Annotated in this window: 20 protein-coding genes, 1 tRNA gene and 1 pseudogene; 8 read left to right on the forward strand and 14 right to left on the reverse strand. The window is 68.7% G+C overall.

All coding sequences use genetic code 11. The features are described 5' to 3' along the window. From WH07_RS16120 to WH07_RS16130, 3 genes are all read left to right on the forward strand, one after another. Positions 1–1130 (forward strand): D-alanyl-D-alanine carboxypeptidase family protein (locus WH07_RS16120; protein ID WP_046500599.1); only part of this gene is annotated, 1130 nt, incomplete at its 5' end. 462 nt (positions 1131–1592) lie between these two features. Next, a complete protein-coding gene (locus tag WH07_RS16125; protein WP_046500600.1) occupies positions 1593–3386 on the forward strand; it encodes an MFS transporter in 1794 nt (597 codons plus the stop codon). 423 nt (positions 3387–3809) lie between these two features. After that, positions 3810–4604 carry a hypothetical protein gene (locus WH07_RS16130; RefSeq protein ID WP_052744414.1) on the forward strand — a complete coding sequence of 265 codons (795 nt, stop codon included), beginning with the start codon at positions 3810–3812 and terminating at the stop codon, positions 4602–4604. Between the two features lie 253 nt (positions 4605–4857). Here WH07_RS16130 and WH07_RS16135 read toward each other — a convergent pair whose 3' ends face one another. From WH07_RS16135 to WH07_RS16145, 3 genes are all read right to left on the reverse strand, one after another. Beyond that, positions 4858–5184 (reverse strand): hypothetical protein, encoded by a 327-nt coding sequence (locus WH07_RS16135; protein ID WP_046500602.1) that lies wholly within the window; start codon positions 5182–5184, stop codon positions 4858–4860. Between the two features lie 412 nt (positions 5185–5596). Beyond that, positions 5597–6406, reverse strand: coding sequence for an MBL fold metallo-hydrolase (locus WH07_RS16140; RefSeq protein WP_046500603.1), 810 nt, complete (start codon positions 6404–6406; stop codon positions 5597–5599). Between the two features lie 418 nt (positions 6407–6824). Continuing rightward, positions 6825–7805, reverse strand: a complete 981-nt coding sequence (locus WH07_RS16145) for a quinone oxidoreductase family protein (RefSeq protein WP_046500604.1) — start codon at positions 7803–7805, stop codon at positions 6825–6827. Between the two features lie 120 nt (positions 7806–7925). Here WH07_RS16145 and WH07_RS16150 point away from each other — a divergent pair, with 120 nt between their 5' ends. Then, entirely contained in the window at positions 7926–8591 is a 666-nt protein-coding gene (locus WH07_RS16150) for a TetR family transcriptional regulator (protein WP_046500605.1), read from the forward strand. 140 nt (positions 8592–8731) lie between these two features. Here the strand turns inward: WH07_RS16150 and WH07_RS16155 are convergent, their stop codons facing one another. The 3 genes from WH07_RS16155 to WH07_RS16165 form a co-directional block, all read right to left on the reverse strand. Next, the gene (locus tag WH07_RS16155; RefSeq protein ID WP_046500606.1) at positions 8732–9484 is read right to left on the reverse strand and encodes a hypothetical protein; all 753 of its coding nucleotides are present in this window, start codon (positions 9482–9484) and stop codon (positions 8732–8734) included. Beyond that, on the reverse strand, positions 9475–9753 hold the full coding sequence (locus WH07_RS16160) for a hypothetical protein (RefSeq protein WP_232788926.1): 279 nt from the start codon (positions 9751–9753) through the stop codon (positions 9475–9477). Before WH07_RS16160 ends, WH07_RS16155 begins: the two co-directional genes overlap by 10 nt. An 85-nt stretch (positions 9754–9838) precedes the next feature. Next, positions 9839–10240, reverse strand: coding sequence for a hypothetical protein (locus WH07_RS16165; RefSeq protein WP_046500608.1), 402 nt, complete (start codon positions 10238–10240; stop codon positions 9839–9841). 280 nt (positions 10241–10520) lie between these two features. On the opposite strand from WH07_RS16165, the gene WH07_RS16170 reads away from it, so the two are divergent. Both WH07_RS16170 and WH07_RS42150 read left to right on the forward strand, forming a co-directional pair. Beyond that, positions 10521–11045, forward strand: a complete 525-nt coding sequence (locus WH07_RS16170; RefSeq protein ID WP_157877356.1) for a hypothetical protein — start codon at positions 10521–10523, stop codon at positions 11043–11045. A gap of 200 nt (positions 11046–11245) precedes the next feature. Further along, positions 11246–11369: pseudogene (locus WH07_RS42150) on the forward strand (site-specific integrase); the annotation flags it as partial. A 67-nt stretch (positions 11370–11436) separates the two neighbouring features. Here the strand turns inward: WH07_RS42150 and WH07_RS16175 are convergent. From WH07_RS16175 to WH07_RS16190, 4 genes are all read right to left on the reverse strand, one after another. After that, a tRNA-Arg gene (locus tag WH07_RS16175) sits at positions 11437–11512 on the reverse strand. A gap of 229 nt (positions 11513–11741) precedes the next feature. Next, complete coding sequence (locus WH07_RS16180; protein WP_232788927.1) at positions 11742–13265, reverse strand: hypothetical protein; 1524 nt, start codon at positions 13263–13265, stop codon at positions 11742–11744. Then, complete coding sequence (locus tag WH07_RS16185; protein WP_046500610.1) at positions 13262–14188, reverse strand: hypothetical protein; 927 nt, start codon at positions 14186–14188, stop codon at positions 13262–13264. Before WH07_RS16185 ends, WH07_RS16180 begins: the two co-directional genes overlap by 4 nt. A gap of 227 nt (positions 14189–14415) precedes the next feature. After that, positions 14416–15237 carry a hypothetical protein gene (locus tag WH07_RS16190; protein WP_046500611.1) on the reverse strand — a complete coding sequence of 274 codons (822 nt, stop codon included), beginning with the start codon at positions 15235–15237 and terminating at the stop codon, positions 14416–14418. Between the two features lie 248 nt (positions 15238–15485). Here WH07_RS16190 and WH07_RS16195 point away from each other — a divergent pair, with 248 nt between their 5' ends. Then, on the forward strand, positions 15486–15791 hold the full coding sequence (locus WH07_RS16195; protein ID WP_232788928.1) for a helix-turn-helix domain-containing protein: 306 nt from the start codon (positions 15486–15488) through the stop codon (positions 15789–15791). Between the two features lie 221 nt (positions 15792–16012). Here WH07_RS16195 and WH07_RS16200 read toward each other — a convergent pair whose 3' ends face one another. The 3 genes from WH07_RS16200 to WH07_RS16210 form a co-directional block, all read right to left on the reverse strand. Beyond that, on the reverse strand, positions 16013–16621 hold the full coding sequence (locus tag WH07_RS16200; RefSeq protein ID WP_157877357.1) for a coiled-coil domain-containing protein: 609 nt from the start codon (positions 16619–16621) through the stop codon (positions 16013–16015). 284 nt (positions 16622–16905) lie between these two features. Beyond that, complete coding sequence (locus WH07_RS16205; RefSeq protein WP_157877358.1) at positions 16906–19320, reverse strand: Mu transposase C-terminal domain-containing protein; 2415 nt, start codon at positions 19318–19320, stop codon at positions 16906–16908. Between the two features lie 360 nt (positions 19321–19680). Then, positions 19681–19998: a hypothetical protein gene (locus tag WH07_RS16210; RefSeq protein WP_157877359.1), complete on the reverse strand. Its 318-nt coding sequence runs from the start codon at positions 19996–19998 to the stop codon at positions 19681–19683. Positions 19999–20254: 256 nt separating this feature from the next. On the opposite strand from WH07_RS16210, the gene WH07_RS37605 reads away from it, so the two are divergent. Further along, complete coding sequence (locus tag WH07_RS37605; RefSeq protein WP_079023276.1) at positions 20255–21073, forward strand: SDR family NAD(P)-dependent oxidoreductase; 819 nt, start codon at positions 20255–20257, stop codon at positions 21071–21073. A 108-nt stretch (positions 21074–21181) separates the two neighbouring features. On the opposite strand, the gene WH07_RS16215 is transcribed toward WH07_RS37605, so the two are convergent. Further along, positions 21182–23581, reverse strand: a 2400-nt coding sequence (locus WH07_RS16215; protein ID WP_046500618.1) for an ATP-dependent Clp protease ATP-binding subunit, incomplete at its 5' end; no start/stop codon positions are given.

Below are 23581 nucleotides of genomic sequence, written 5' to 3' on the forward strand. Positions count from 1 at the left end.
CCCCCCGGCTCGCGCTGTCCGCCGACCCCACGTACACCTTCGAGGGCGGCGAGCTCGACCTGCCGTGGCCGGACGAGGGCCAGGGCGGCGTTGTGGTCGAGGGCGTCGGGACCGTCGGCATGTACGGCGAGCAGAAGCCCGCCCCCATCGCCAGCGTCGCCAAGACCATGACCGCGTACGTCATCCTCAAGGACCACCCCATCAGCGGCGACCAGGTCGGCCCGCAGATCACCGTCGACAAGCAGGCGGGCGAGGAGTCCAACCGTCCCGACGAGTCGACGGCGCCCATAGAGGAGGGCGAGCAGTTCACGCTGAAGCAGATGCTCCAGCTCCTCATGATCCCGTCGGGCAACAACGCCGCCCGCCTGCTCGCCCGCTGGGACGCCACGACCGAGGAGGCGTTCGTCAAGAAGATGAACGCCGCCGCCAAGGAACTCGGCATGAAGGACACGACGTACACCGACCCGAGCGGCCTCCAGGCCACCACCGTGTCCACCGCCGCCGACCAGATCGAACTCGGCAAGGCGGTCATGCAGAACGAGGTGTTCCGCGACATCGTCAACACGCCCCAGATAAAGATCCCGGGCGTCGAGCCGATGATCTACAACAACAACCGGATCCTGCTGGAGCCGGGCGTGAGCGGAATCAAGACCGGCTCCTCCACCCCGGCCGGCGGCAATCTGCTCTGGTCGGCGAACACCGTCGTCGACGGCAAGAACCGCCGGATCATCGGCGCCGTCATGGGCGCTCAGCAGGGGACGACCCTGGACGACAAGCTTCAGCTCTCGATCGACAACAGCCTCAAGGTGATCAAGGCCGCGCAGGAGGGCGTCACCTCGGCCGGGGTCGTCAAGAAGGGCGAGGTCGTCGGGTACGTGGACGACGGCCTCGGCGGCCGGACCCCGGTCGTGGCGACGAAGGAACTCAGGGCGGTCGGCTGGGCCGGGCTCGATGTGAAGCTGAACCTGGGCGCGGGCGCCGGGCGCGAGGTTCCGCACACGGCGGAGGCGGGCACGGTGGTCGGCGAACTGACCATCGGCACGGGTACGGGCAAGGTCTCCACCCCGGTCGCACTCCAGCGGGCCCTGGCGGAACCGGGCTTCGGAGCGAAGCTGACACGCGTGGGCTGAGCCGGGTCCGGGCCCGGGTCCAGGCCCGGCCCCGGGCCACTGGCTCCAGCCCACTGGCACACCGACGAACCCACTGACACACCGACGCCCGGGGAGGGCGGCCCTCATGGGCCCCTCCCCGGGCGTCGTCACGTGCTAGCGTCCCGAAACGGACATCTGCCAGGGTGACCGGACCGACCGGGCGGCACCGACCGGGCAACTGCGGCGCGCGGGGCGGCGTCCTTGCCCACATCGGCTGTGCCTGTCGGTATCGGCCGTGCCCGCCCGCATCGGTCGTGCCGGGCACGCCGACCATCGGCGGAGCCTCCGGGAGCCGCCGGAAGGCCTCCGGGAGCCGCCGTACCGCGCGGGAAGGCGACTGCCGGGCGGTGAGGGTGACCTCCGGGCGGTTCGACGGGTGACCTCCGGGCGGTGAGCAGGGCGACCGCCGGGCGGTGAGACGGAAAGACGTGGAGAGCCGCAGTGACCACCACTGAGCCGACGCACGCCGACGGCAGCGAGGGACCGGCCCCCGGGCCGCGAATAGGGCTGCCCGCTGCCGGACCCCCCGCCACGCTCCGCGCCCTCATCGAGCGGCACCCCGTCCTCGCCACCACCTTCGTCGCCGCCGTCGTCCACATCGTCTGGTTCTTCTTCTTCGCCAACAGCGGCGGCGACATCGCCGCCCAGGACGCCTGGGCCGAGTTCGTCGGCCGCTATCCCGACTCCGCGTACAACCTCGCCTGGTACGGCGGCATGCACCCCGTCTCGTACAGCGTCGTCTCGCCGTACCTGATGTCCGTCCTCGGTGTGCGTACGACGATGATGGTCGCTGGCACCGTGTCCGCCGCCCTGACCGCGCTGATCCTGGCCCGCGTCCGCGCCGTGCGGAATCCGGTGGCGTGCTCGGTCGCGGGGATCTTCGCGTTCCTCTGCAACGCGCTGTCCGGGCGCGTCACCTTCGGCCTCGGCGTGATGTTCGCGCTCGGCGCGGTCGCCGCCGTCTTCTGCTGGCCGCACCGCTGGCGTACGAAACGCTGGGCCAAGGCCGTCGCCGCCGCCCCCCTCGCCGGGCTCGCGACCGCGGCCAGCCCGGTGGCCGGGCTGTTCCTCGGCGTCGTCGCGGCGGCGCTCTTCCTCAACAAGCGGCGCCCCGGCGCGTACGCCCTCGGTCTCGCGCCCGCCGCCGTCGTGGCGCTCTCGGCCTGGCTGTTCCCGTTCTCCGGCACGCAGCCGATGTCCGTGGGGACGGCGTCGCTGCCGTTCCTGTACGCGGTGTTCGTGTTCGTCCTCGTACCGCGCGAGTGGCGTACGGTCAGGGCCGCCGCGGCCGTCTACGGCGTCGGGGTGCTGCTGACGTATGTGATCGACTCGCAGATCGGGTCGAACGTGTCCCGGCTGGCGATGATCATCGCGGGCGTGGTGCTGTGGGCGGCCGTGCCGTACACCGCGCGGCGCACCCGCCGCCGGTACGTCCTCATGCTCGCCTTCGTCGGGCTCAATCTCTGGATCGGCTTCAAGGGCGTGGACGACATGGTGCGTACGGCGCCCACGGCGTCCTGGGCCCGCGAGCTGGCGCCGCTGGTCAACCAGTTGCAGCAGGCAGGCGCGGAGAAGGGGCGGGTCGAGGTGGTCCCCGCCAGCAGCCACCGCGAGGCGTCGGCGCTCGCCCCGTACGTCAATCTCGCCCGAGGCTGGAACCGGCAGGCCGACATGGAGCGCAACCCGCTCTTCTACGACGACACCCTCACCGCCGAGAACTACCGCGGCTGGCTCGACCGCTGGGCCGTGCACTTCGTCGTACTCCCCAAGGGCAAGCCGGACTCCGGCGCCGGCCTGGAGGCGGAACTCGTACGGCGCGGACAGCCGTACCTCGAACACCTCTGGGGCGACTCCAACTGGCAGCTCTACGCCGTCAAGGACCCCAAGCCGATGGCCGACCCGCCCGCGACGGTGGACCGGGCGGGCGCGGGCGAGCTGACGATCCATGTGAGGTCGGCGGGGCGCGTGCTGATCCGGATCCCGTACTCGCCGTGGCTGGGGCTGGTCGACGGGGACGGCAGGAGTGTCGTACCGCCGCAGGAGACGGCGGCGTCGAAGGCGGACGAGGACGGGCCCAAGGCCTACACCAACCCCAACGGCTGTCTGATGAAGGCCGCGGAGACGGTGGAGGGCGACGAGTGGACCCTGCTCCTGGCGCCGAGACCCGGCGTCTACCGGCTGGCGGCGCCGTACCAGCTACCGCGCGGGACGGGGTGCCCGGAGGAGCTGCGGTAGGCACTGCGCGGGGTACGGGGTGCGAGGTACGGGCGTGCCGTGGGCGTGCAGCCGGTGTACGGGGTACGAGGTACGGGTCTGCCGTGGGCGGGTGCAGTCGGTGTCGGTGTACGGGCGGGTGGTGCGGCCCGGCGCGGCGGGCGTGTGCGGCCTGGCTGAGACGGTGTCGTGTGCGAATCGGCGGCTTCTGCTGCCGGGCGGCCCCGCGATCCCCCATAGTGAGGCGGCATGAGGTGCGAACGGTGCGGGAGCGGCCGGGGAGGCCCACTGCCGGGCATGGTCTGCCCCGTGTGCGGGGCTGAGAGCCGTACCACTTCTCGGACGGGACCACGTACACGTACAGGACCGGGACCCCGTACGCACCGGAGAGCACCCTCGGCGCGCTCGGCGCGCGACTCCCGCTCGCGGGGCCAGGTGCTCGCCGTGGTGGTGCTGGTCTTGTGCTGTGTGGGCGCGACGGTCGCGGCGGTGGCCGGTTCGGGCGGCGGGGACCCCGTCGAGGACACCGGACCCCGTGCCGCACCGACCGGGTTCGGACCCCCGCAACTGCCGGGCCTGGCGGGCGCGGCCGACCCGAGCGAGAGCCCTGGCGCATCCGATACGCCTGGCACGTCCGGCACGGCCCCCGGTGGGGACGCCGGTGCCGGGTCGGCCGTCGGGTCGGGCGGTGGCTCGGGCCTCGGCTCGGGTGGTGGTTTCACGGCTTGGGCGGGGCCCGGCTGCACCACCGGCGCGTACGAGGAGCACGGCCGCTTCGAGAACGGCGACGCCGCCTGGTACACCGTCCCCTCCGGCGGCCACCGCGACGCCGCCTGCGACGGCAGCTTCACCGCCGTCCCGATGTCCGGCAGCCCCGACCACGACCGCGGCTCCACCGCGATCTGGTCATGGAAACTGGGCAAGGAGTACGCGCGCTGCGCCCTCGCCGTCTATGTCCCGGACAGCGGCCACGCCCCCGACTCCGCGGGCCACCCCACGGTCTACCGCGTCCTGACCGCCGCCTCACGCACCACTTCATCCGCCGCCTCCCACACCCCCGCACCCACCTTCGGCATCCGCCAGACCACGCACCGCGGCAGCCTGGTCGACGTCGGCAGTTACCGGGTCGACGGCGACTCCTTCTCGGTCCAACTCCTCGACCGGGGCCAGGACTGGGGCACCCCGGACCGCTACTCGGCCCACCACGCGGCGGCCCAGATGAAACTCGCCTGCGCCTGAGGGCCCTTGATCAGCCACCCGCATCCCAAGGCACGGCGGAGGCCGTCACCTTCAACTCCCGCCACACCAGGTGGGCTTCGCCGAGTCGCCATCGACGGGCGGCGGTGTCGTACGGAGCACGGCCGACGGCGCGCGGGGCCATCGGCCGTGCCGGGTACGGAAGTCGTGCCGGAAGCGGGGCCAGGCACGGGCCGGGCCGCGCCGGACGGGATTTGTCAGAAACGGCCCAGGGGCGGCCCAGGCGTGTACCGGGTCAGCGGCCGAGCGCCCGGGCGAGCTGTCCCTTGTTCATCGACGAACGCCCTTCCACGCCACGCTTCTTGGCCTCGGCGTACAACTGGTCCTTCGTCGGCCCCTGCGCCCCGCTGTGCGACCGCTGCCCGCCGCGCTGCGAAGCGGACTTGGGGTCGCGCATCGAGGTGCTGCTCGCCGTCTTCGCCTCCCCGGACCGCGCCCGCTCCTTGTTGACCGTGCGCGACGCCATTTCCTTCGCCCGGCCCGTGGGCGTACCACTCTTCTCCGCGCCCTCCTTGATGTGCTCGTACTGGCGCTCCCGCTTGGGACTCGAACCTCGCGGCATGTCACTTCTCCTTGACCCTGGCTCCGGCCCCTGGCGGGCCGGGCGCGTTCGACGACGACGGTGGGCGACGATGGGCGCGTACCCGCTGATCCACGGCCCTCACATCGGCCGCCGCGACACGCCCGCCCGTTCCCACTGCACGCCCGGAAGCGGCCCGGCGCGACACGAGGTGCGCCGTACGGGGGACGCAGGACGGCGCCGTACGAAGCCGTACGACGCCGTGCCCGTCGGTCGCGGACCGCCAAGGACCGCCGGAGAGCGGCCTTTCGAGGCTACGAGCCCTCGGCCGCCTTCGCTCCGGACGACCGCTGCCCGTACCAACTCCGGTGCGATACGGGCGGTTGGGCGATACGGGCGGTCGGGCGGTTCAGACGGTGCCGCGCCCAGCACCCGCCCGTCCGATCCCGCTTCATCACAAGGTCACGGAGTCGCCCGGTGCGAGGACGAGCAGATTGTCGAGGCCGTGGCGCGTGAACGCCGCGCGGAGGTCGTCCGGGCCCTCGGTGAAGTGCTGCCACCCCTCGCTGTGCACCGGGATGACCGTACGGGCCCTGAGGAGGCGGGCGGCTCGGGCCGCCTGGTCACTGGTGAGGGTGAGGTAGCCGTCCAGGAGCGGGGTACGGGCCGCGCCCGCGAAGAGCACGGCGATGTCGACCGGCGCGAAGCGCTCCGCGATCCGGGCCACGACGTCGAGCGAGGCGTTGTCGCCGCTGATGTACACCGTCGGGGTGTCGTCGGCGGTCAGGACGAATCCGGTGACCGGCCCCGTGAGGTGTTCGGTGTTGTCAGGACCGTGCTGGGCGGGCACCGCGGTGATCCGTACGGAGCGACCGTCCGGGCGGCCGAGAACCAGATGCTCCCAGGGCGCCAGCCCGGACGCGGTCCCGCCGAGGCGCTCGGCGGCCACGGGCGTGGTGAGCGTGACCGGGACGTCGGCCAGCAGCGCGCGGCCCCGCAGGTCCAGGTTGTCGGCGTGCTGGTCGTGCGAGAGGAGTACGGCGTCGAGGTCGCCCAGCTCCGTGGGGCGCACGGCGGGGCCGGTGGTCTTGACGAGGGTGCGGGTGCCGCTGGCGATCGGCCCGGGCGGGTCGAACGTGGGATCGGTCAGCAGCCGCAGCCCCCCGCTCTCGACGAGAGCGGTCGGCCCCCCGACGAGCCGTACGGCCACGACCTCCCGAGCATGTCCGGGCGGCTCCGCCGGGGTCCGCCGTGGCGTGTCCATGGCCCATTGTGCGCACGCGGCGGTGCGGGGCGCCGCTCGGCGTGGAGAGATGGCGGGGGCGCCCCGGCGCGGAGTCGGCCCGCCGAGGGGGCGGCGCTGCGCCGGCACCGGCAGGCGTCCGCTCCGGCACTGGCCCGGCGTCCGTCGGCAGCGCCAGTACCCGTTCCGGCGCCCGAGGCCTGGCGGGCGCCCCGGTGCTGCGGTGGCCGGTGCGGGAAGCTCGGCGGGCGGCCGGTGCCGGGTGCCGGGTGCTGCCGCCGGGGTCACTCCCGTACCTCCGCCTGTTCCACCGCCGCCGGCGCAGCGCGAGGCCGGCGGGCACGGCGCACGAGCGGAGTCCTGGCGGTACTGACGTACCTACGGGCCGTCTTGGTAAGGCGCAACGCCCGCCCTCCGCGAGCAGCACCGCCGTACCGCCTCACGGAGTGAGGACGAGGCGGCCGTTGGCCGTGTGGTTCTCCAGCCGCTCGTGTGCGGTCGCGGCGTCCGCCAGCGACAGGATCTCGATCTCGGTGTCGGCCAGTCCGGCGGCGGCAGCCTTCAGCGCGGCCTCGGCCGCGGGCCGGATGGCCTCGGGGTGTGCCGGCAGATAGGCGCCGGCGTTGAACCCGGCGACGACGACGTTGCTCTGCCATATCCGGTTGCCGTCGATGCGGTGGCTCCAGTCGCCGTCGGCATGGCCGACCAGCAGCAGACGGCCGGACAGGGCGAGCAGGTCCAGGCTCCGGGTACGGACCGTACCGCCCACGGGGTCGACGATGACGTCGAACTTCTCGTCGCCGAGGGCATCGGGCAACTCGGCGGAGTCGACGATCCGGTCGTACGGCAACTTGGTCGTGGCCGCCGCGCCCATCCTCTCGGTACGGACCGTGCCGACCACCCGTGATGCGCCCAACTGCCGTGCGATGCCGGGGAAGGCGGCCGCGAGCGCGCCCAGCGCGCCATGGACGAGGACGCTCTCGCCCGCGGATATCCGGATGGCACGGGTGAGCGCGACGTGGGCCATGATCGCGTTGGGGACGACGGCGACGGCGAGGGCGGGATCGATGTCGTAGCCCTCCGTGGACACGACCCGCGCCTGGTCGCCGACGTACACCGAGGCGTATCCGCCCGTGGCGTCGGCGGAGAGCGTGACCACCTTCTCACCGATGGCGAAGCCGGTGACCCCGTCACCGAGCGCCCGCACGGTGCCCGCGACCTCGAGACCGGGCACGTACGGCGGTTGCGGCAGCCCTTCGCGGCCCTGGAACAGCCCCCGCCGGATGTAGACGTCGATGAGTCCGACAGCGGCGTGAGTGACGTTGATCGCGACCTGCCCGGGCCCGGGTGCGGGATCCGGCAGATCGGCGAGGGCGAGCACATCCGGCTCGCCGAACCGGCCGGCCTGAACAGCCTGCATGACGTTCTCCTTGTTTTCTTTAACGCACGTCGTGATGCGTTATTGCGACCGTAGCAGGGAGAGCGGATTAGCGCATCATGAGGTGCGTTACGTTCATGACGTGCGCGTTATGCTCACGGCATGCGTCAGAGGGCTCGATCGGTCGAGGACAAGGCACGTCGCGCCGAAGCTCTGCTGGAAGCGGCGGAGGAGATCGCGCTGGAGCTCGGCGGCGTCCGTTACGTCACGCTGGCCGCGGTCACCGAACGGGCCGGCCTGCACCGCACCGGGGTGCGGCGGTATTACGCCAGCAAGGAGGAACTGTTCCTGGAGCTGGCGGAGCGGGGCTGGGGCCAGTGGCGTGACGCGGTCAAGGACGAGACCGGTGACCGCTCCGGCCTCGGGCCCGCACAGACCGCCGCGGTGGTCAGCGGGACCCTCGCCTCACTGCCGGTCTTCTGCGACCTGCTGACCCACGTCCCGTTGCACCTCGAAGGCGACGTGGACATCGAACGGGCCCGCCGGTACAAGACCAACGCCTTCGCCGCTCACGACGAGATCGCGGCCACCCTGGACCGCGCGAGCGGCATGACGGCCGAGCAGATCGTGAACCTGCTGGCGGTAGCGGTCGTACTGGCCGCCGGCTTCTGGCAGGTCTCCCACCCGACCCCGACCCTCGCGGCGCTGTACGACCAGGTACCGGCCTGGGGCCACGCCGCCCTGGACTTCACGCCGCGCCTCGACCACCTGCTCAAAACATTCGCGACCGGCCTCACGGAAACGCCCACCCCGATGGACGCGAGCTAGCGCCTGCCCGCCGTATCTTCGGTGATCAGGCCCACAGGCTGCTGTGGGCAACACGGCGGCGTACTGACAAGCGACATCGGCCGGTTCGCCGAACCCGGCTCACCGAACAAGCCCAGGCTGAACCCGGGGCAGCTCGCCGGTCAGAACGGCAGGTCGGCCTGGTCCTCCGGCGAAAGGCGCCATTCGCCGGCCGACGGGTTCAGCGGAGCGTCGCACCAAGCGAACGGGTTCTGTCGGACCTCCAGGCCCGTAGTGTCCTCGCCCCACATGGCGAGGGCTTCGACGGCTCGGCCCTGGTACTGCCACAGGGCACTGGCGGCCAGAGTTTCCCGCAGCATTGGGGCCACGGCTGTTCGGTGACCGTGCAGGCGGGGATCGTCCAGCAACGGGACGCAGGCGGCGAGGGCCGCTTCACGCACGTGGGCGTCGGGGTCGTCGAAGCAGGCGGAGACGGCGGAGAAGAGCAGAGGGCGGATCTCGCAGGTCTGGACGAACGGAGGGTAGTCCTCGGGCGGGAGGCCGACGCGGCGCATCGTTGCCCCGGTTTGATCGCCGGCGGCGTCGGCCACTGAGCCCAGCCACCCCAGCAGTTCGGCGCGCATGGGCCCGGGGAAATCTCCGGACTCCTTGTCGACGGGCAGGGCGGTACGTGGGTCGAGGAGGATGGCGGCCACATAGAGCGCGGCCGGGATCGTTGCGCCGTAGAGGGTGTTCTGGTGGTGCACCGCGTGGTGCAGATGGTTCAGGGCCCGTGATCGCACCCGCTGGTCGGCGTCCAAGAGCGAGACGAGCTGCGCGGAGGTGTCCTCGGCTGTCCCGTAGGCATGCTCCAGTGCGGCCCAGTCGGTTTCGGCCAGTACGGCGGCCGGGCCGGGCGGAGGAGTCAGGCCCACCGATGACCCCGCCGGACCGGGTCCATCGCCTCGGCTGCCGTGTCCTCAGCAAGCCGCTCGATCTCCTCGGGCGCCTCCCGCAGGCCGACGAGGAAGAGCCGGCCACCGACGAGACGACGCCCAGCGTTCCGGGCGGTACGCGGGTCGTACTTCAACTCACCCAACTCCGCCGCACGGTTGTCGCCGTTCAAGACCAGTTGCACATAGTAGCCCTGGGGCTGAGGCTTGAGTGCGACCCGCACCAGCGACTCCAGCCGGCCGACCTTCACGCTCGGCATCTTGGGTTGCACCGCGAGCGGCTTCGCTCGAAACAGATGCGCTACAGCGGCCTGGCCTCTCACGACGCTGCGTTGTTCACCAGTTCCGCCACTGATCGGTGAGTTCGTGTCGGCCAAGTCCACGCCTGGCGGTCAGGGCCACGACGTCTACCCCTTGCTCGGTGAGAGCCTCGTCGATGAAGAGGCAGAGCTGCTCGCGTTCATCGGTCTCGAAGGCGTCTCCGTCGTGGGCCTCGTTCACCGCGTTGAGGGCCAGGACGACGCGCTCAACTCCCGCGAACACCTGCTCGTCGTTTCCTTCGGCGAGGGCGGGCAGCTCGGCCTCGAAGGCGTCCAGAACGGCGTCGGTTGCCGACAGAAGCTCATCGGGAAACAGGTCGACCATGTATGCGCAGTCGGGATCCAGAGCGCCGGCGGCAAGCAACGCGGCTTCCTCGGCTACGCCCCTGCGCCAGTTCGTCGTCGGTCTCTCAGCCATGAGGCTGGACCGTACAGGGCGGGTGTGACAGCGAGGCCGGTCGCCATCACTTGCCGACAGCAGCGCCCTGGAGCACACAGTCACGCTGCGGTGGTGTGCGGATCGGGGTGATCGGATAAGCGATATCCACAACCGCAAGTTGGGGATGGACCAGAGCAGACCGCCGGAACCATCACCTGAGCCTCCTGTGTACGCGACAATCGACCGGGGACGTGGAGGCACCCGTCCGCGTCGGAGGCCACGGGGGGATGCGATGCGCAGATACGTCCACCATCAGCTCATGAGCGTCACGATGGGGGTGTCCGCGTCTGCGATCGGCGCGCTGGTGGCCTTCAGCGTGGTCGGGATTCCGGAGATGGACGACGACTACGGGCGGTGGTTCATCCAGTTCATGTTCGGCTTGTCCGTATTCGCGGGGATCAGCGGGGCTCTCCCGTTCGTGAAACACGCCGAGGTACGGACCTTCAAGGCAGCCATGCCGCTGAACGATCCCGCAGCGGTCCTGCCCGGCAGCCGAGTGACGCCCCGGTACGTCGTCGACCGGAGGTTCCTTCTCCTGCTCCTCGTACCGTCGCTGATCGCTGCGCTCCTCTGGTCCCCGTGGGCTGCCCTTTTCCCGCTGACGCTGGCTGTGGAGTGGCTGATGCGGGCCGGCCTGGCGGCCCACTGGGAGCGCCGGCACGGCGTGCTGCTGTGGCGGGGCGAGGTCAAGGAACAGCCGCTCGGCAAGGGGCAGTTGCTCTACTCCTCGCCCAGACCCGGCCCATCGTCCACGGACATAGGCGGCCCGCAAGATTGTGTATGATCATCTTGTAACTCCGGTTCACCGCAAGGGAAACGGAAGTCACGCGTCTGTGGTCCAAGGAAAGACGCCCACCAGCCGGTGGGAAATGTAGGTGCAAGGCCTGCCGGGCGCTCCACACGAAAGGTCCCTCCTCACACGAGGAGGGACCGTTCGCATGCACCGGCACCGGACGTGCAGCACCCTGTTGTCCAGGCCCACCAATCCTCGGACACAGCCAAGGTCAGCATCACGATGGACGCGCACACGCACGTCGTGCATGACACGCAGCAGGAGGCGATCAGCCACATGGACCGCCTACTCAAGCGCCGTCTGCCGGGTACCTGAGACGCGACTGCCGTCAAATGGTGCCGTGAAAAGGCCCCGGACCATGATCGGTCCGGGGCCTTTTGTCTGGTGCCCCCGGCAGGATTCGAACCTGCGACACCCGCTTTAGGAGAGCGGTGCTCTATCCCCTGAGCTACGAAGGCGGGGATCTGTCGGAAAATGTGTCTGAAATTAATGCCCAGATGAGACGGGCGTCAGACGTGTCCCCGGCAGAGGTGCGGCAGCATGGCTGGCGTGCAGCTGTGCCACCGCCCACAGTGTAGCGGCTGGCTCGTGGCGGCTGGAGAGTTGGTCACCTTGGCCGCCCGGCGACTGGTTCAACCGGGCGGTGAGGGTGGTTCAGCAGGGGTGGCCGGCCTATGGGCGACCGGGTCAGGCCGCGAGGCCGAGCGGCTTCTGGCCCAGGGCGCGGGTGATGGAGTTGTTGACCCAGGCGTAGCCGATGTAGATCAGCAGGCCGGCGTTGGCGCCGTAGGCGGGGACGCGCTCGTGCGGGTAGGCCTGGTCGAAGCGGGAGTGGATCGACTCGCTGTCCTGTCGGAATCCCAGGAGCCGCCGACCGGCGGGCGTGTCGGGCGGGATCTGCCTCAGATGTTCGGCCCGGTTGAACCGCGGCTTCTTGCTGGACGGGTCGATTTCACGGTCTTCTTTGGTTTCATCCACGCGAATTCGCAACTCGTGGTCACCGCGGGAGCAGGGGATGACGAGGCGGTGGTAGAAGCGGCTCTTCTTCTGTTTTCGGCGTTCCAGTTCTTCGACGGGAAGAGGGGTGTAGTAGGTCTCGCCGTCCACGGTGAAGTGACGCTGGCAAATTCGCCCCTCCACGGTGAAGAGATCGTGGCTGCACTTTCTGTTGTCTTTGTGTGTCTTTTCGTAACGCTGTAGAGAGTGAGGCTCCAGTCCGCCGTGCTGGCGTGTGAAAACGACGATTCCGTCCGCGATCAGAGGGGCTCGATGGACTCCGCGGAGAGCGGTGTCGTAGGTGAACGCACGGATACCCGGTGCCTTGCTCAGCAAGTGGTGCATGAGTCGGACCACGGCGGTGCCTTCGTCTTCTCGTTCGGGGTCGCGGCTTTTGGTCTTGTGGCGGATGGATTCCATCGCGAGGATGACCCGACTGTGCGGGGTGCGGGCCACACGGACGGCGAGGGACAGAAACTTGTTTCCGTAAACCCTCCGACCTCCACCCTCGGTGGTGTAGCTGGCATCTGGGTCCACTCGGCGGTGCCGCTTTACGCCGGTTACTTTGTCCTCGGTTATGTGCTGGGTTTGTTTGGAAGGCGGTTTGGCGACTGTCGCGTCAACGTGGATTACCTGGTCGCGCTCGGGGTGCACCCAGCTTCCGCGTGACCTTGATTCCGCCATCATCCCCATATCGAGAGCTTGGCGGATCCACAGCTCCCGGCTGGCGTCACGAACCGCGGCCATATGCTTCTTGAGGTGGTTCGCGAAGAAGTAGTTCCACTGGCTCAGGCTGGGGCCGACCGGTTTCAGTGAGTCGGATTCCTCTGAACCCAGGTGCTTTCGGGCGGCTTCGCGCACCGGGTTCCACCAGAGTTCGCGCTGGAGATGGCGTGCTGTGCTGCGGGCCGAGCCGAAGATGGATATCGAGCACAGGAACACGAAGTAGATGTATGGGGGGTATTCCGGCGGGCGCCCGACGCTGCCTGGTTCGCGGGCTGGGAGGGTCTGCCGGACCGCCTCAAACAGGTCGGGATTGCTCAGGAGGAACTCGAACCGCTCGTCGATCGCCAGTGGGGGCGCTTGGGGGCCGGGTTGAGGCGCGGGGTCCGAGGCGGAACCGAAGACGTCGTCAGGGATCGGTCCCAACATCCAGTCGCGGGCCTTGGCGGTTTTCCCCTTGGTCTGGCGGGAGCGTTTCTTGGTGGCGGTCATGCCATCTCATCGCCTTCGTCCTCGGAGTTCCACCGGTGAGCGGCGAGTGCGGCGGCGGAGTCGAGGGATGACAGCCCAAGGCGGCGCGCTACCTCGGAGAGCTGGCCGGTTTCGTAGAGGACTTTGCGGGCGACGTAGCGGGTGACGTCCTTGGGTTCGATCCGGCGCTCACGGGTGGCGAGCCCACTGAGACGTGCGATGTCGCCGAATCCGGAGCAGACGCTGGCCTGAGACCGGTAGGCCGATGAAGCCGCGGTGACCAGACGTGGCGGTGGGCCGGTCTTCGTGCCCCGCAAAAGGTGGGCTCGGCGCAACCACAACACCCGCACACCCCATTCGTCGAGGCGACAGGAGCGTCCGGGGGTCCGGGTTGCGCCGTCCGTCCACACTTCGGCTTCGGTCAGATCGAGGTCGTCCGTGGTCGTGGCGGCGATCTCCGCGCTATGCAGCCCGGCCAGGAGCAGGGCCAGCAGGGCGGCATGACGAGTGGCCGGCATGCCGCGTTCCGCGTGGAAGCGCAGCAACTGCACGTCGGTGTCGGTCAGTTCGGTTCCCTGTTTGCGCGGGTCGCGGGGGATCGGAGGGAGGTCGACGAGCGGTGCCGCCTTGGTGATGCGAAGCGCACGCGCTTCCTTGAAGAGCGACTCCAGGGCGGAGCGGCGCTGACGGCGGGTGCCGGCGGCTGGGTTGAGGATGATGCCCTGGTGCCGGTCATGGCCCGGAGCCTCGATGAAGTACGAGGCGAGTTGAGGGGAGACGTCGTCCAGGTAGGTCACGCCTTGTGCCTCGGCGAAGCGCAGGAGGCGTTCGGTGATCTGGGTGTAGAGGACGACAGTCTCAAGGCTGAGCTCGCCGGAAGCGGCGCGTTGCCGCCAGACGCGGGCGACGGACAGGAGCGCGTTCTTGATCTTTACCCTGGCCACGGGCACCTTCCCGTTTCCGGCCGCGCGAACGGGCGCGCGGCACAGTGGTGCGGCGAAGGAGCGCGCGCCCGTTAACGTGGGCGGTACCCCTCACCTTGTGTGAGGGCATGCCGAAGCCCCTCGGGCGCGCGGCGGTGCCGCGCGCGGAGTGGTGGAGGCAGGGGGCCGGCAGTGCCATCCGGCCAAGGGATGCGGCGCTGCCGGACCTGCTCTGTGGGTGCGGTGGTCTACGTCATGGGCGATCCCCTCAACTTGGCGAGGATCGCGGCCAGCCCGCGGAGGTGGCCGTGCAGGGCGACCATGTCCTCCGCGGACAGGCGAGCCAGGTCGGCCAGGAGGATCGGCGGGCTGAGCAGGCGGATCAGGTCCTCGTGCGCGGTGCCGGAAGCCGGCATGTCGGCGGACGGGCGGGGTCGGGGGACGGAAACAGCAGGTGCCGCGTTCTCGTCCGACGGATCGACGGGCGCATCGGCCGGCGAGGAGTCCGCGGCTTCCGCTCGCGACGGAGTACGCGGTTTCGGGATGGTGGCGTCCTCGTTCCATCGCAGGTAACCGCCGTCCTCGGGACGCAACATGCCGACGCTCACCATCAGGTCGACCAGGATCTCCACCTTGCGGTGCTGCGCTTCGTCGGCCTGGGAGAGGCGCATCAGCTTGCTTACGAGACCGATCCGCAGCGCGGGACCCTGTGCCAGGCGGTGGCTCGTACCCCGAGCGAACCAGGACTTCTGCCAGGCCTCGCTCAGTGCGCGCAGACCCTTCTCCTCGCTCGCTTCCCAGGCCTGGGCAACCTTCTTCCCCGCCTCGGTCGGCCGGTAGGCGCTTCGCCCTGGTGCCTGCTCGATCAGTCCGTACGCGCGCACGAAGGCCATGACGAGCCCGCAGCGACGGGCTGGAACGCCGGTGACCTGCCCAAGATCGCTTGCGGTGAAGATGTCCTTGGCGGCGCACGAGGCACGGGTGATCGCCAGTTGCTCATGAGCCAGGACCCGATCCGTCGGGAGGGGCTTCGTGGCCAGGGCGGGGGTGTTCCGGCGGATGCTGGTCACCGCTCGGCTCCTTCCTCGCAAGCCCTATTCATGCGACCGTGGGGAATCTCCCGGGTATGAACGTCGGCGTTCGTCCTCACAAGATCTTGCCACTTGAGTAGCATGTCTGAGGGTGGGGCGCACCCTGGCGATGCCTCCGTCACACTGTTCACATGCCTGGAGGAACTCGACGTGCCCAAAAGCCGTGCGCATACGTCGTCGACGGCCCTTGGCCGTACGCCATGATGGATCACCATCTCGGGGCGCAGGTGGCCCAGGCAGTTGCCCGCGCACTCGCGGAGGCCATGGAGCGTCAGAAGATCAGCGCCAACGCGCTGGCCCAGGCGAGTGACGTCAACCGGCAGGTGATCGCCAACGTGCTGGCCGGGACGGTGTGGCCCGATCTGCTGACCGTGGCGAATCTGGAGGGTGCTCTCGGAGAGCCCCTCTGGCCCAATCACCTGGAGTGGCCGCGCGATGAGAGCGGGCGGAAGGTGCAGCCGCAGGGCGAGGGGGTCACCCGGCAGCGGGACGTGGAGACGGCGGAGCGTGACGAACGCCGCCCTCGAACGTGATGGGCATTCGGGCATGGCTGTTCGACCCTTCGGGGTTGAGTTGGCCGAACGCCCGGTGCGCGCTACGGCAAGCCGGTAGCGTCGAGGACGGCGACCTGATGGGCGCTGACCGCCGCCGTGTCCAGGCCCAGGGCTACCAACCAGGAGGCCAGACGCGGCGGCGGTCTATTGCTGTGGAGTTGTAGCTGGGTCTCGGACTCACGGCCCGTGTCGGCATGGGGTCAAGCGGCCCGCCAGGGGGACGCGAGCCGGTAGAAGACGCTTGTTCCCGTGCCGGCGTTGTTGGGCTTCTCGGTCTTGGTCAGCGCGCCGAGCCTGCAGAGGTTGTCCAGGACGGAACGGTTTCGGCGGACGGCGTCGGAGGGGTCGCCGAGGGCGTCAGTGACCGCTCGTGCGCTCCACTCGCGCTGGCCGTCGGTCGAGATCACCTCCATGAGGATCACGGATCGCGCCCCCCGGACGAGTACGACCGGATTTCCGGGAGGGAGCTGCGGGGCTGCGGGCGTACTGGTCTCGGACTCGGTGGGTGTCATGGGTGGACGCCCCGGGTCGGGGACGACGCGGAGATGGGGACTCGGGGACTGAGCCCGCGTGGCGCGCAACTGCTGGCCCTCTCGTACGGCCGCGCGCAGGGCCTCCAGGACGCGGGCGGCCTCCTCGCGGTTTCCGCGGGCATGCTCAAGCTCCGCTTCGAGCTCGGCGATCGAATCGCGCAGTCGGCGCAGTTGCTCTTCGTGGGACTCGATGAGCGCGTCGCACTCGCGGAGCATCTGCTCCAGGTCCTGAGCCACCCAGTCTGCCGAGGGCAGGTGGCCTTCGAGCTGACTCATGGCAGTCACAGTAGAGGTGAGTCAGGCAGGCCGTCTGCCCGTATGGCAGAGGAGGGCAGACACGGTCAGACCCGGGCAGGAATGGCTGGTGTGCGATCGGTATTGCGCCCAGGCAGCCCTTCTGCCGCCTTCCTTGTCGCCGGGCGGAGAGGGGCAGAGGGCAGGGAGGCATCCCAGTGGTGCACGATTGCAAGTCTTAAGAGTCATTTGGACCCGGAGTTGCTCATGAAACCTGGTTTCTTCGGTGGGCTGTTCTGCCCAACAGCTCTGTGATGCCGCGTAGTTCACACGGCGATGGAGCGGACGTCCTGCTCGGTGATCTCCTCACGCCCGGAGAGGATCGCGTCGATGCAGGCGGAGCGCACGAGGTGAGCCAGGGCTCCTGCCCATCCACCGGTCCTGTGGTGCAGCGCGGGTGCCAGCCGGAGCAGAGAGCCGGGCTGGTGACGGCGTAGGCAAAGGGCCTCGTCGAGGGACTCGACCAAGCATTGCCAATCCGGCCCGTACGGTACGGGGGTTGCCTGCACGCGAGCCAGACGTCCCTGACCGGCCTCGTGCGTCGGCGCGAGCGGGTTCCCCGCCGTGTCCGAGGAGGCGTAGACGAACAGGGCAGGCACCTGATCCGCCAGGAAACTCAGCGCCTCAACTGGATTCGAAATAGAGGAAGTTGGAGTTTCCGGAAAGGCGTCGTCGACCAGGACCAGGCCGGTCTTCGAGGACATCAGGGCTTCCTGTACCGCCTCGGAGGCGGCGACTGTGCTCATCCTGCCTGGGTGAGGAGGGAGGCCGATGCGCTTTCCCAGCCGGAGGAGCGCTGTCCGGTCGCTGTCGGCCGGGTGGATGCGGAGGTAGGCGGCCTGGCCCAGGGGAACGCCCGCGATGGTCGCATGAGCGAAATGCCGGCCCAGTTCCTGCAGGGCGGTGGTCTTTCCGCTGCGAGGCGGCCCAGTGATCAGCAGGCCTTGCCTCCCGCCTGCGGTGGTCCGGTTCAGCAGGGCGAGCCGGGCGCTGAGTCGGAGCGCTTCTTGGAGGAACGGCGTGCGGAGAATGGGGAGTTGAGCGTGGTAGGACAGCCGTTGCTGTACCGAGTCCAGCTCGGCTGAGGGCTTTCGAGCGGGGGCATCGGGCAGGGATCGACGCCTGGCGCTGGTAGCCCCCCGGGCCTGTCTGGAGGGCGGTTGCCCCAAGGTGTCGATGACCAGGGGGGCCTGCAACCAGACATCCGCCCTCGTGCGTACCCACACTTGACGGAGGTCGTACGGGTCAAATCGCACTTCGACAGGGCGAGTTGAACGCAGCGAGGCGAGTTCGACATGGAAGTAGCGATGCCCCTTGACGAACACTCCTCCCTCCGTCACCTGGCGGGTCACGCTGGGCAGAAGGCGTAATCTCGCCTGCCTGCCCAGTGGCAGATGTACCCACCCCAGCCTGGCGACGCAGGCTTCGTACGCCGAAGAGGGTGTCGCGTGTCGGCGTCGGCCGCCGGTCGCCTGTAGTTTCCATTGGGGCTGGTGTTGCCAGACCGATTCCACCCAGCGCTCGGCCCGGTCCTGCAACCAGCTGATGAGAGCGACGTCATCGTGGGACGTGTCTCCCGTGAGCGCGGTCAGCTCCGCGCTGAAGAGGGTGACGAGTCTGCTGGCGATGCGCTCTCCGCCTGCCTTCTCCACCGGACGTCGCTTCTCGATCCGGATGCCCAGAGCGCGGCACTCGTTCAGGAACTCGCGCCCCCGGCGCATCCGCGAACCGTCGAGAACCAGTGTTTCAGGCAGGATCAGCGGTACTGCCGCGCGCTCTTCACCGCTGCCGTACGCCGTTCGAAGTGCAGGTGGACCGCACAAGCGGGCCAGCAGGGTCGGGGCGTCCACTCCATCGTGGGGCAGGTGGACCATCAACGTGCAGATCGTGTGCGTCAGTTCGTCGATCGCGACCGTCATCCGTACAGATCGCAGGGAAGGGTCGGCCAGGTGCGAGGGAAGCGGCAGCTCGAACGTGTCGACGAGGACGCGCTCACCAGGGCGGGAGAGCCTGATCCCGTTCTTGTCGATCAGGGTGATGCCACGTGCGTCGCCGTGCTGGTTCCGGATCATTTTCACCAGCCGCTGGAACGTGGACCGTGACGGCAGTGGCACCGCGCCGATGCCGTATCGCATGTCCAGCATGCGACCGACCGACCGCCGGTACGCCTCGGCCGACGTAGTACCCCTTTGCCGGACCTCCTCCGCCATGAGCGTCAGCAGTACATCCAGGACCCGCGGGTCCTGGTGTACGCCAGGAGCCCGCTCCCGCACGGCCCGGCCGTCTATCAGCCCGTCGATCCCATCCGCCTGGTACCGCTGACGACGGCGCCGCACCGTGCGCGCCGACGCACCGGACATCCCGGCCGCAGTGAGTTCGGCAGCCTTGGCCGCTTCCCGCTGGCTCAGCGAGCGCGATGCGGGGTCGTACTCGGAACGGGGCATGGCATCAGGGGCGGATCCCAGAGGCAGACCGCTGATGACCTCCGTGATGTGCTGTTCCCACCAACGGGCTTGTTCGAGGATCTCCTTGGTCGCGGGCAGGACTCGGACCGAACGCACGCGCGGACCCTGTTCCAGCACCTCGAAATCCGCGGACAGGGCCAACTCCTCAACCGAGGGGGAGGCCGCGTCACCCAGCGGATCCGCCAGTTGAACGAGCCCGCGCGCGAAACCGGCCACCACCCAAGCCCGGCCCGCATACCGGACCTGGTCCCCCAGACCCAGGCGCGGAGGCCACGACACGTCCATCGGCCTCCCTCACGAGGCGTCGTACAAGGGCAGTTCGTCCACTGCCCTGCGCCCACCCTGTCCACAAAACTAAATAAGCAATATGGCGAAACAGCATCGAGTGCGCCAGAACGGGTTTCGCGAACCTGCGTGAAGGCCGTGTCCGCTCACCTCAATCACCGTGCAGGCAGCGCGTCGTCTCACCACGGAGGTCAGAGGTCGGCCCGAGCGTCAGGTCGACGGTATGGACCTCTTCGCTGACGCCGGTCGTCGTCCAGCACCCGCCCCACCCCGGGGTGGGCGCTTGTGTGTTCAGTCCCCGTATTCGCGCACTGACCAGCCGTCTGGCACTTCGCGGACTTCGAAGCCTGGCGCGATGATCTGGTGCAGTGTTTCGCCGTCGGTCCAGTCGTGGAGCGTGTCGGCGAGAGTCGTGATGAGCGGCTCGTCGACGTTGTCAAAGAGGATGACGGGCTCGACGGCCAGTTGGTCATCGGTTCGCCGCATGCCGTCGACGGGGGTGGCCCAGCCGACGATTGGCATCACCAGAATCACGCCGTCGTTGGGGCATTTGATCGCCACTCGCCACCCGTCCGGGGCGGCAGCAAAGGGGAACGGGACTGCAGTCATGACGGCAGACTCTAGCCCTGCGGTTCGGGCACCTGCCCAGGTACAGCGTGGCGCGCCAGTCGCGTGATGCCCGTGGGCGTGACGTTCGGCTATGCAGGGGGCTGCCTCGGGGCGTTCTTCACGCATTCTGGCCAGGAGAAGTCATCGAATGTGTCGTCGTCGCGCAGCACCCATGTCCGCTCCGGCCTCGGTCGCTAGTTCGCGGCCGCATATGATCTCAAGGTAAGACCCGATGGTTGCAGGAGGCTGAACGTACATGGTGGATCAGCGTGTTGTGGTCGTGACTGGGGGAGGCACGGGGATTGGCGCGGCAACTGCGCGACTGCTCCGCACGGCTGGACACGATGTTGTCATCGCCGGCCGAAGGGCAGAGCCACTGCATCACATCGCCGAGGAAACCGGAGCTCTCGCCTGCCAGGCTGACACCACTGACCCGGAAGCGGTTCTCCGCCTTGTTGAAACAGCCGTTGCGCGATTCGGGCGGCTCGATGGACTGGTTGTCAATGCGGGAGTGGGGAGAGGCGGAGGTGTTGCAGAGGTATCAGATGAGGACTGGGACTTGGTGCTCCGCACCAATCTGACCGGCCCATTTCTTCTGATGCGGGCTGCGTTACCGCACCTGCTTCGCGCTCAAGGTTCCGTTGTCGCCGTCGCTTCGGTTTCGGCCATGCGTAACGGGGTGGGCAACGCCGCCTACGCTACCTCCAAGGCGGCGTTGTTGCAGTTGTGCCGGTCTCTGTCCGTTGATTATGGGCCGCAAGGCTTGCGAGCCAATACTGTTTGTCCCAGTTGGGTACGAACGGAGATGGCCGATCGCCGTATGGCTCGGTTTGCCAAAGATGCTGGGTTCGCTTCAGGTGACGTAGACGAAGCTTACGAGGAGGCCACCCGTCTGCTGCCGGCACGCCGCCCTGGGCACCCGCGTGAGGTCGCCGAGGCCATTACCTGGCTGCTATCGCCAGCCGCATCCTTCGTCAACGGCGCTGTGCTGACAGTGGACGGAGGCGTGACGGCGTTGGATGCCGGTACCGTTCCCTTCGACTTCCGTCTGACGCCTCGTGACACTAAGAGTTGATCCTTCTGAGCAGCATGAGTGGATTCATGCTTGACCGCCGCAGCCCGCGAGATGGGTTACACGGCTGCGGTGGTCAAGCTAAAGCGGCTCCTCAGGTTTATGACGTGCTCAGAACTCCGCGCCAGGCCGCTCTCCGCCAGCTGCTTGCTCGATCGGCGGGACGTCCGGCAGTGCCGACTTCTCCTCGCCCCGGAAGGTGAAGGTCTTGGTCTCGCCCTCGCCCTCCGTGTCGACGACCACGATGTGACCGGGGCGCAGCTCGCCGAAGAGGATCTTCTCGGAGAGCGTGTCCTCGATCTCGCGCTGGATCGTGCGACGCAGCGGACGCGCGCCCAGCACCGGGTCGTAACCCTTCTTGGAGAGGAGCTCCTTGGCGGCCTGGGAGAGCTCGATGCCCATGTCCCGGTCCTTGAGGCGCTCGTCCACCTTGCCGATCATCAGGTCGACGATCCGGAGGATGTCCTCCTGGGTGAGCTGCGGGAAGACGACGACGTCGTCCACGCGGTTGAGGAACTCGGGGCGGAAGTGCTGCTTGAGCTCGTCCGAGACCTTGTTCTTCATGCGCTCGTAGTTGGACTTCGTGTCACCCGTGGCCGCGAAGCCGAGGTTGAAGCCCTTGGAGATGTCCCGCGTGCCGAGGTTGGTCGTCATGATGATGACCGTGTTCTTGAAGTCCACGACCCGGCCCTGGGAGTCGGTCAGGCGACCGTCCTCCAGGATCTGCAGCAGCGAGTTGAAGATGTCCGGGTGGGCCTTCTCGACCTCGTCGAAGAGGACGACCGAGAACGGCTTGCGGCGGACCTTCTCCGTCAGCTGGCCGCCCTCTTCGTAGCCCACGTATCCGGGGGGCGAACCGAAGAGACGCGAGACCGTGTGCTTCTCGCTGAACTCCGACATGTCGAGGGAGATCAGCGCGTCCTCGTCACCGAAGAGGAACTCCGCCAGCGCCTTGGACAGCTCCGTCTTACCGACACCCGAGGGGCCGGCGAAGATGAACGAACCACCGGGACGCTTCGGGTCCTTGAGGCCCGCGCGCGTACGGCGGATCGCCTTCGAGAGCGCCTTGACGGCGTCCTTCTGGCCGATGACCCGCTTGTGGAGCTCATCCTCCATGCGCAGCAGACGCGAGGACTCCTCCTCGGTCAGCTTGAAGACCGGAATACCTGTCGACGCTGCCAGCACTTCAGCAATCATGTCGCCATCAACTTCCGCGACGACGTCCATGTCGCCGGCCTTCCACTCCTTCTCCCGCTTGGCCTTGGCGGCCAGGAGCTGCTTCTCCTTGTCGCGGAGGGAGGCGGCCTTCTCGAAGTCCTGCGAGTCGATCGCGGACTCCTTGTCGCGGCGGACACCGGCGATCTTCTCGTCGAACTCGCGCAGGTCCGGCGGCGCGGTCATCCGGCGGATACGCATCCGGGAACCGGCCTCGTCGATCAGGTCGATCGCCTTGTCCGGCAGGAAGCGGTCCGAGATGTACCGGTCGGCCAGCGTGGCGGCCTGCACGAGCGCCTCGTCCGTGATGGAGACACGGTGGTGGGCCTCGTAGCGGTCGCGCAGACCCTTGAGGATCTCGATGGTGTGCGGCAGGGACGGCTCCGCGACCTGGATGGGCTGGAAGCGGCGCTCGAGAGCGGCGTCCTTCTCCAGGTATTTCCGATATTCCTCCAGCGTGGTGGCGCCGATGGTCTGGAGCTCACCGCGGGCCAGCATCGGCTTCAGGATGCTCGCCGCGTCGATGGCGCCCTCGGCGGCGCCGGCGCCGACCAGGGTGTGCAGCTCGTCGATGAACAGGATGATGTCGCCGCGGGTGCGGATCTCCTTGAGGACCTTCTTCAGGCGCTCCTCGAAGTCACCGCGGTAGCGGGAGCCGGCGACGAGCGCGCCGAGGTCGAGGGTGTAGAGGTGCTTGTCCTTGAGGGTCTCGGGCACCTCGCCCTTGACGATGGCCTGGGCGAGGCCCTCGACGACGGCGGTCTTGCCGACGCCGGGCTCGCCGATGAGGACCGGGTTGTTCTTGGTGCGGCGGGAGAGCACCTGCATGACCCGCTCGATCTCCTTCTCGCGCCCGATGACCGGGTCGAGCTTGGATTCACGGGCGGCCTGGGTGAGATTCCGGCCGAACTGGTCGAGGACCAGGGACGTCGAGGGGGTGCCCTCGGCAGGGCCGCCGGCGGTGGCGGTCTCCTTGCCCTGGTAACCGGAGAGCAGCTGGATGACCTGCTGCCGCACCCGGTTGAGATCGGCGCCCAGCTTCACCAGGACCTGGGCGGCGACGCCCTCGCCCTCGCGGATCAGGCCGAGCAGGATGTGCTCCGTACCGATGTAGTTGTGGCCCAGCTGAAGGGCCTCGCGGAGCGACAGCTCCAGGACCTTCTTGGCCCGGGGTGTGAAGGGGATGTGGCCGGACGGGGCCTGCTGGCCCTGGCCGATGATCTCCTCCACCTGCTGGCGGACCGCCTCAAGCGAAATCCCGAGGCTCTCCAGGGCCTTAGCGGCGACACCCTCACC

The sequence above is a fragment of the Streptomyces odonnellii genome (genome assembly GCF_000981895.1).
In the GTDB taxonomy this organism is placed as follows: domain Bacteria; phylum Actinomycetota; class Actinomycetes; order Streptomycetales; family Streptomycetaceae; genus Streptomyces; species Streptomyces odonnellii.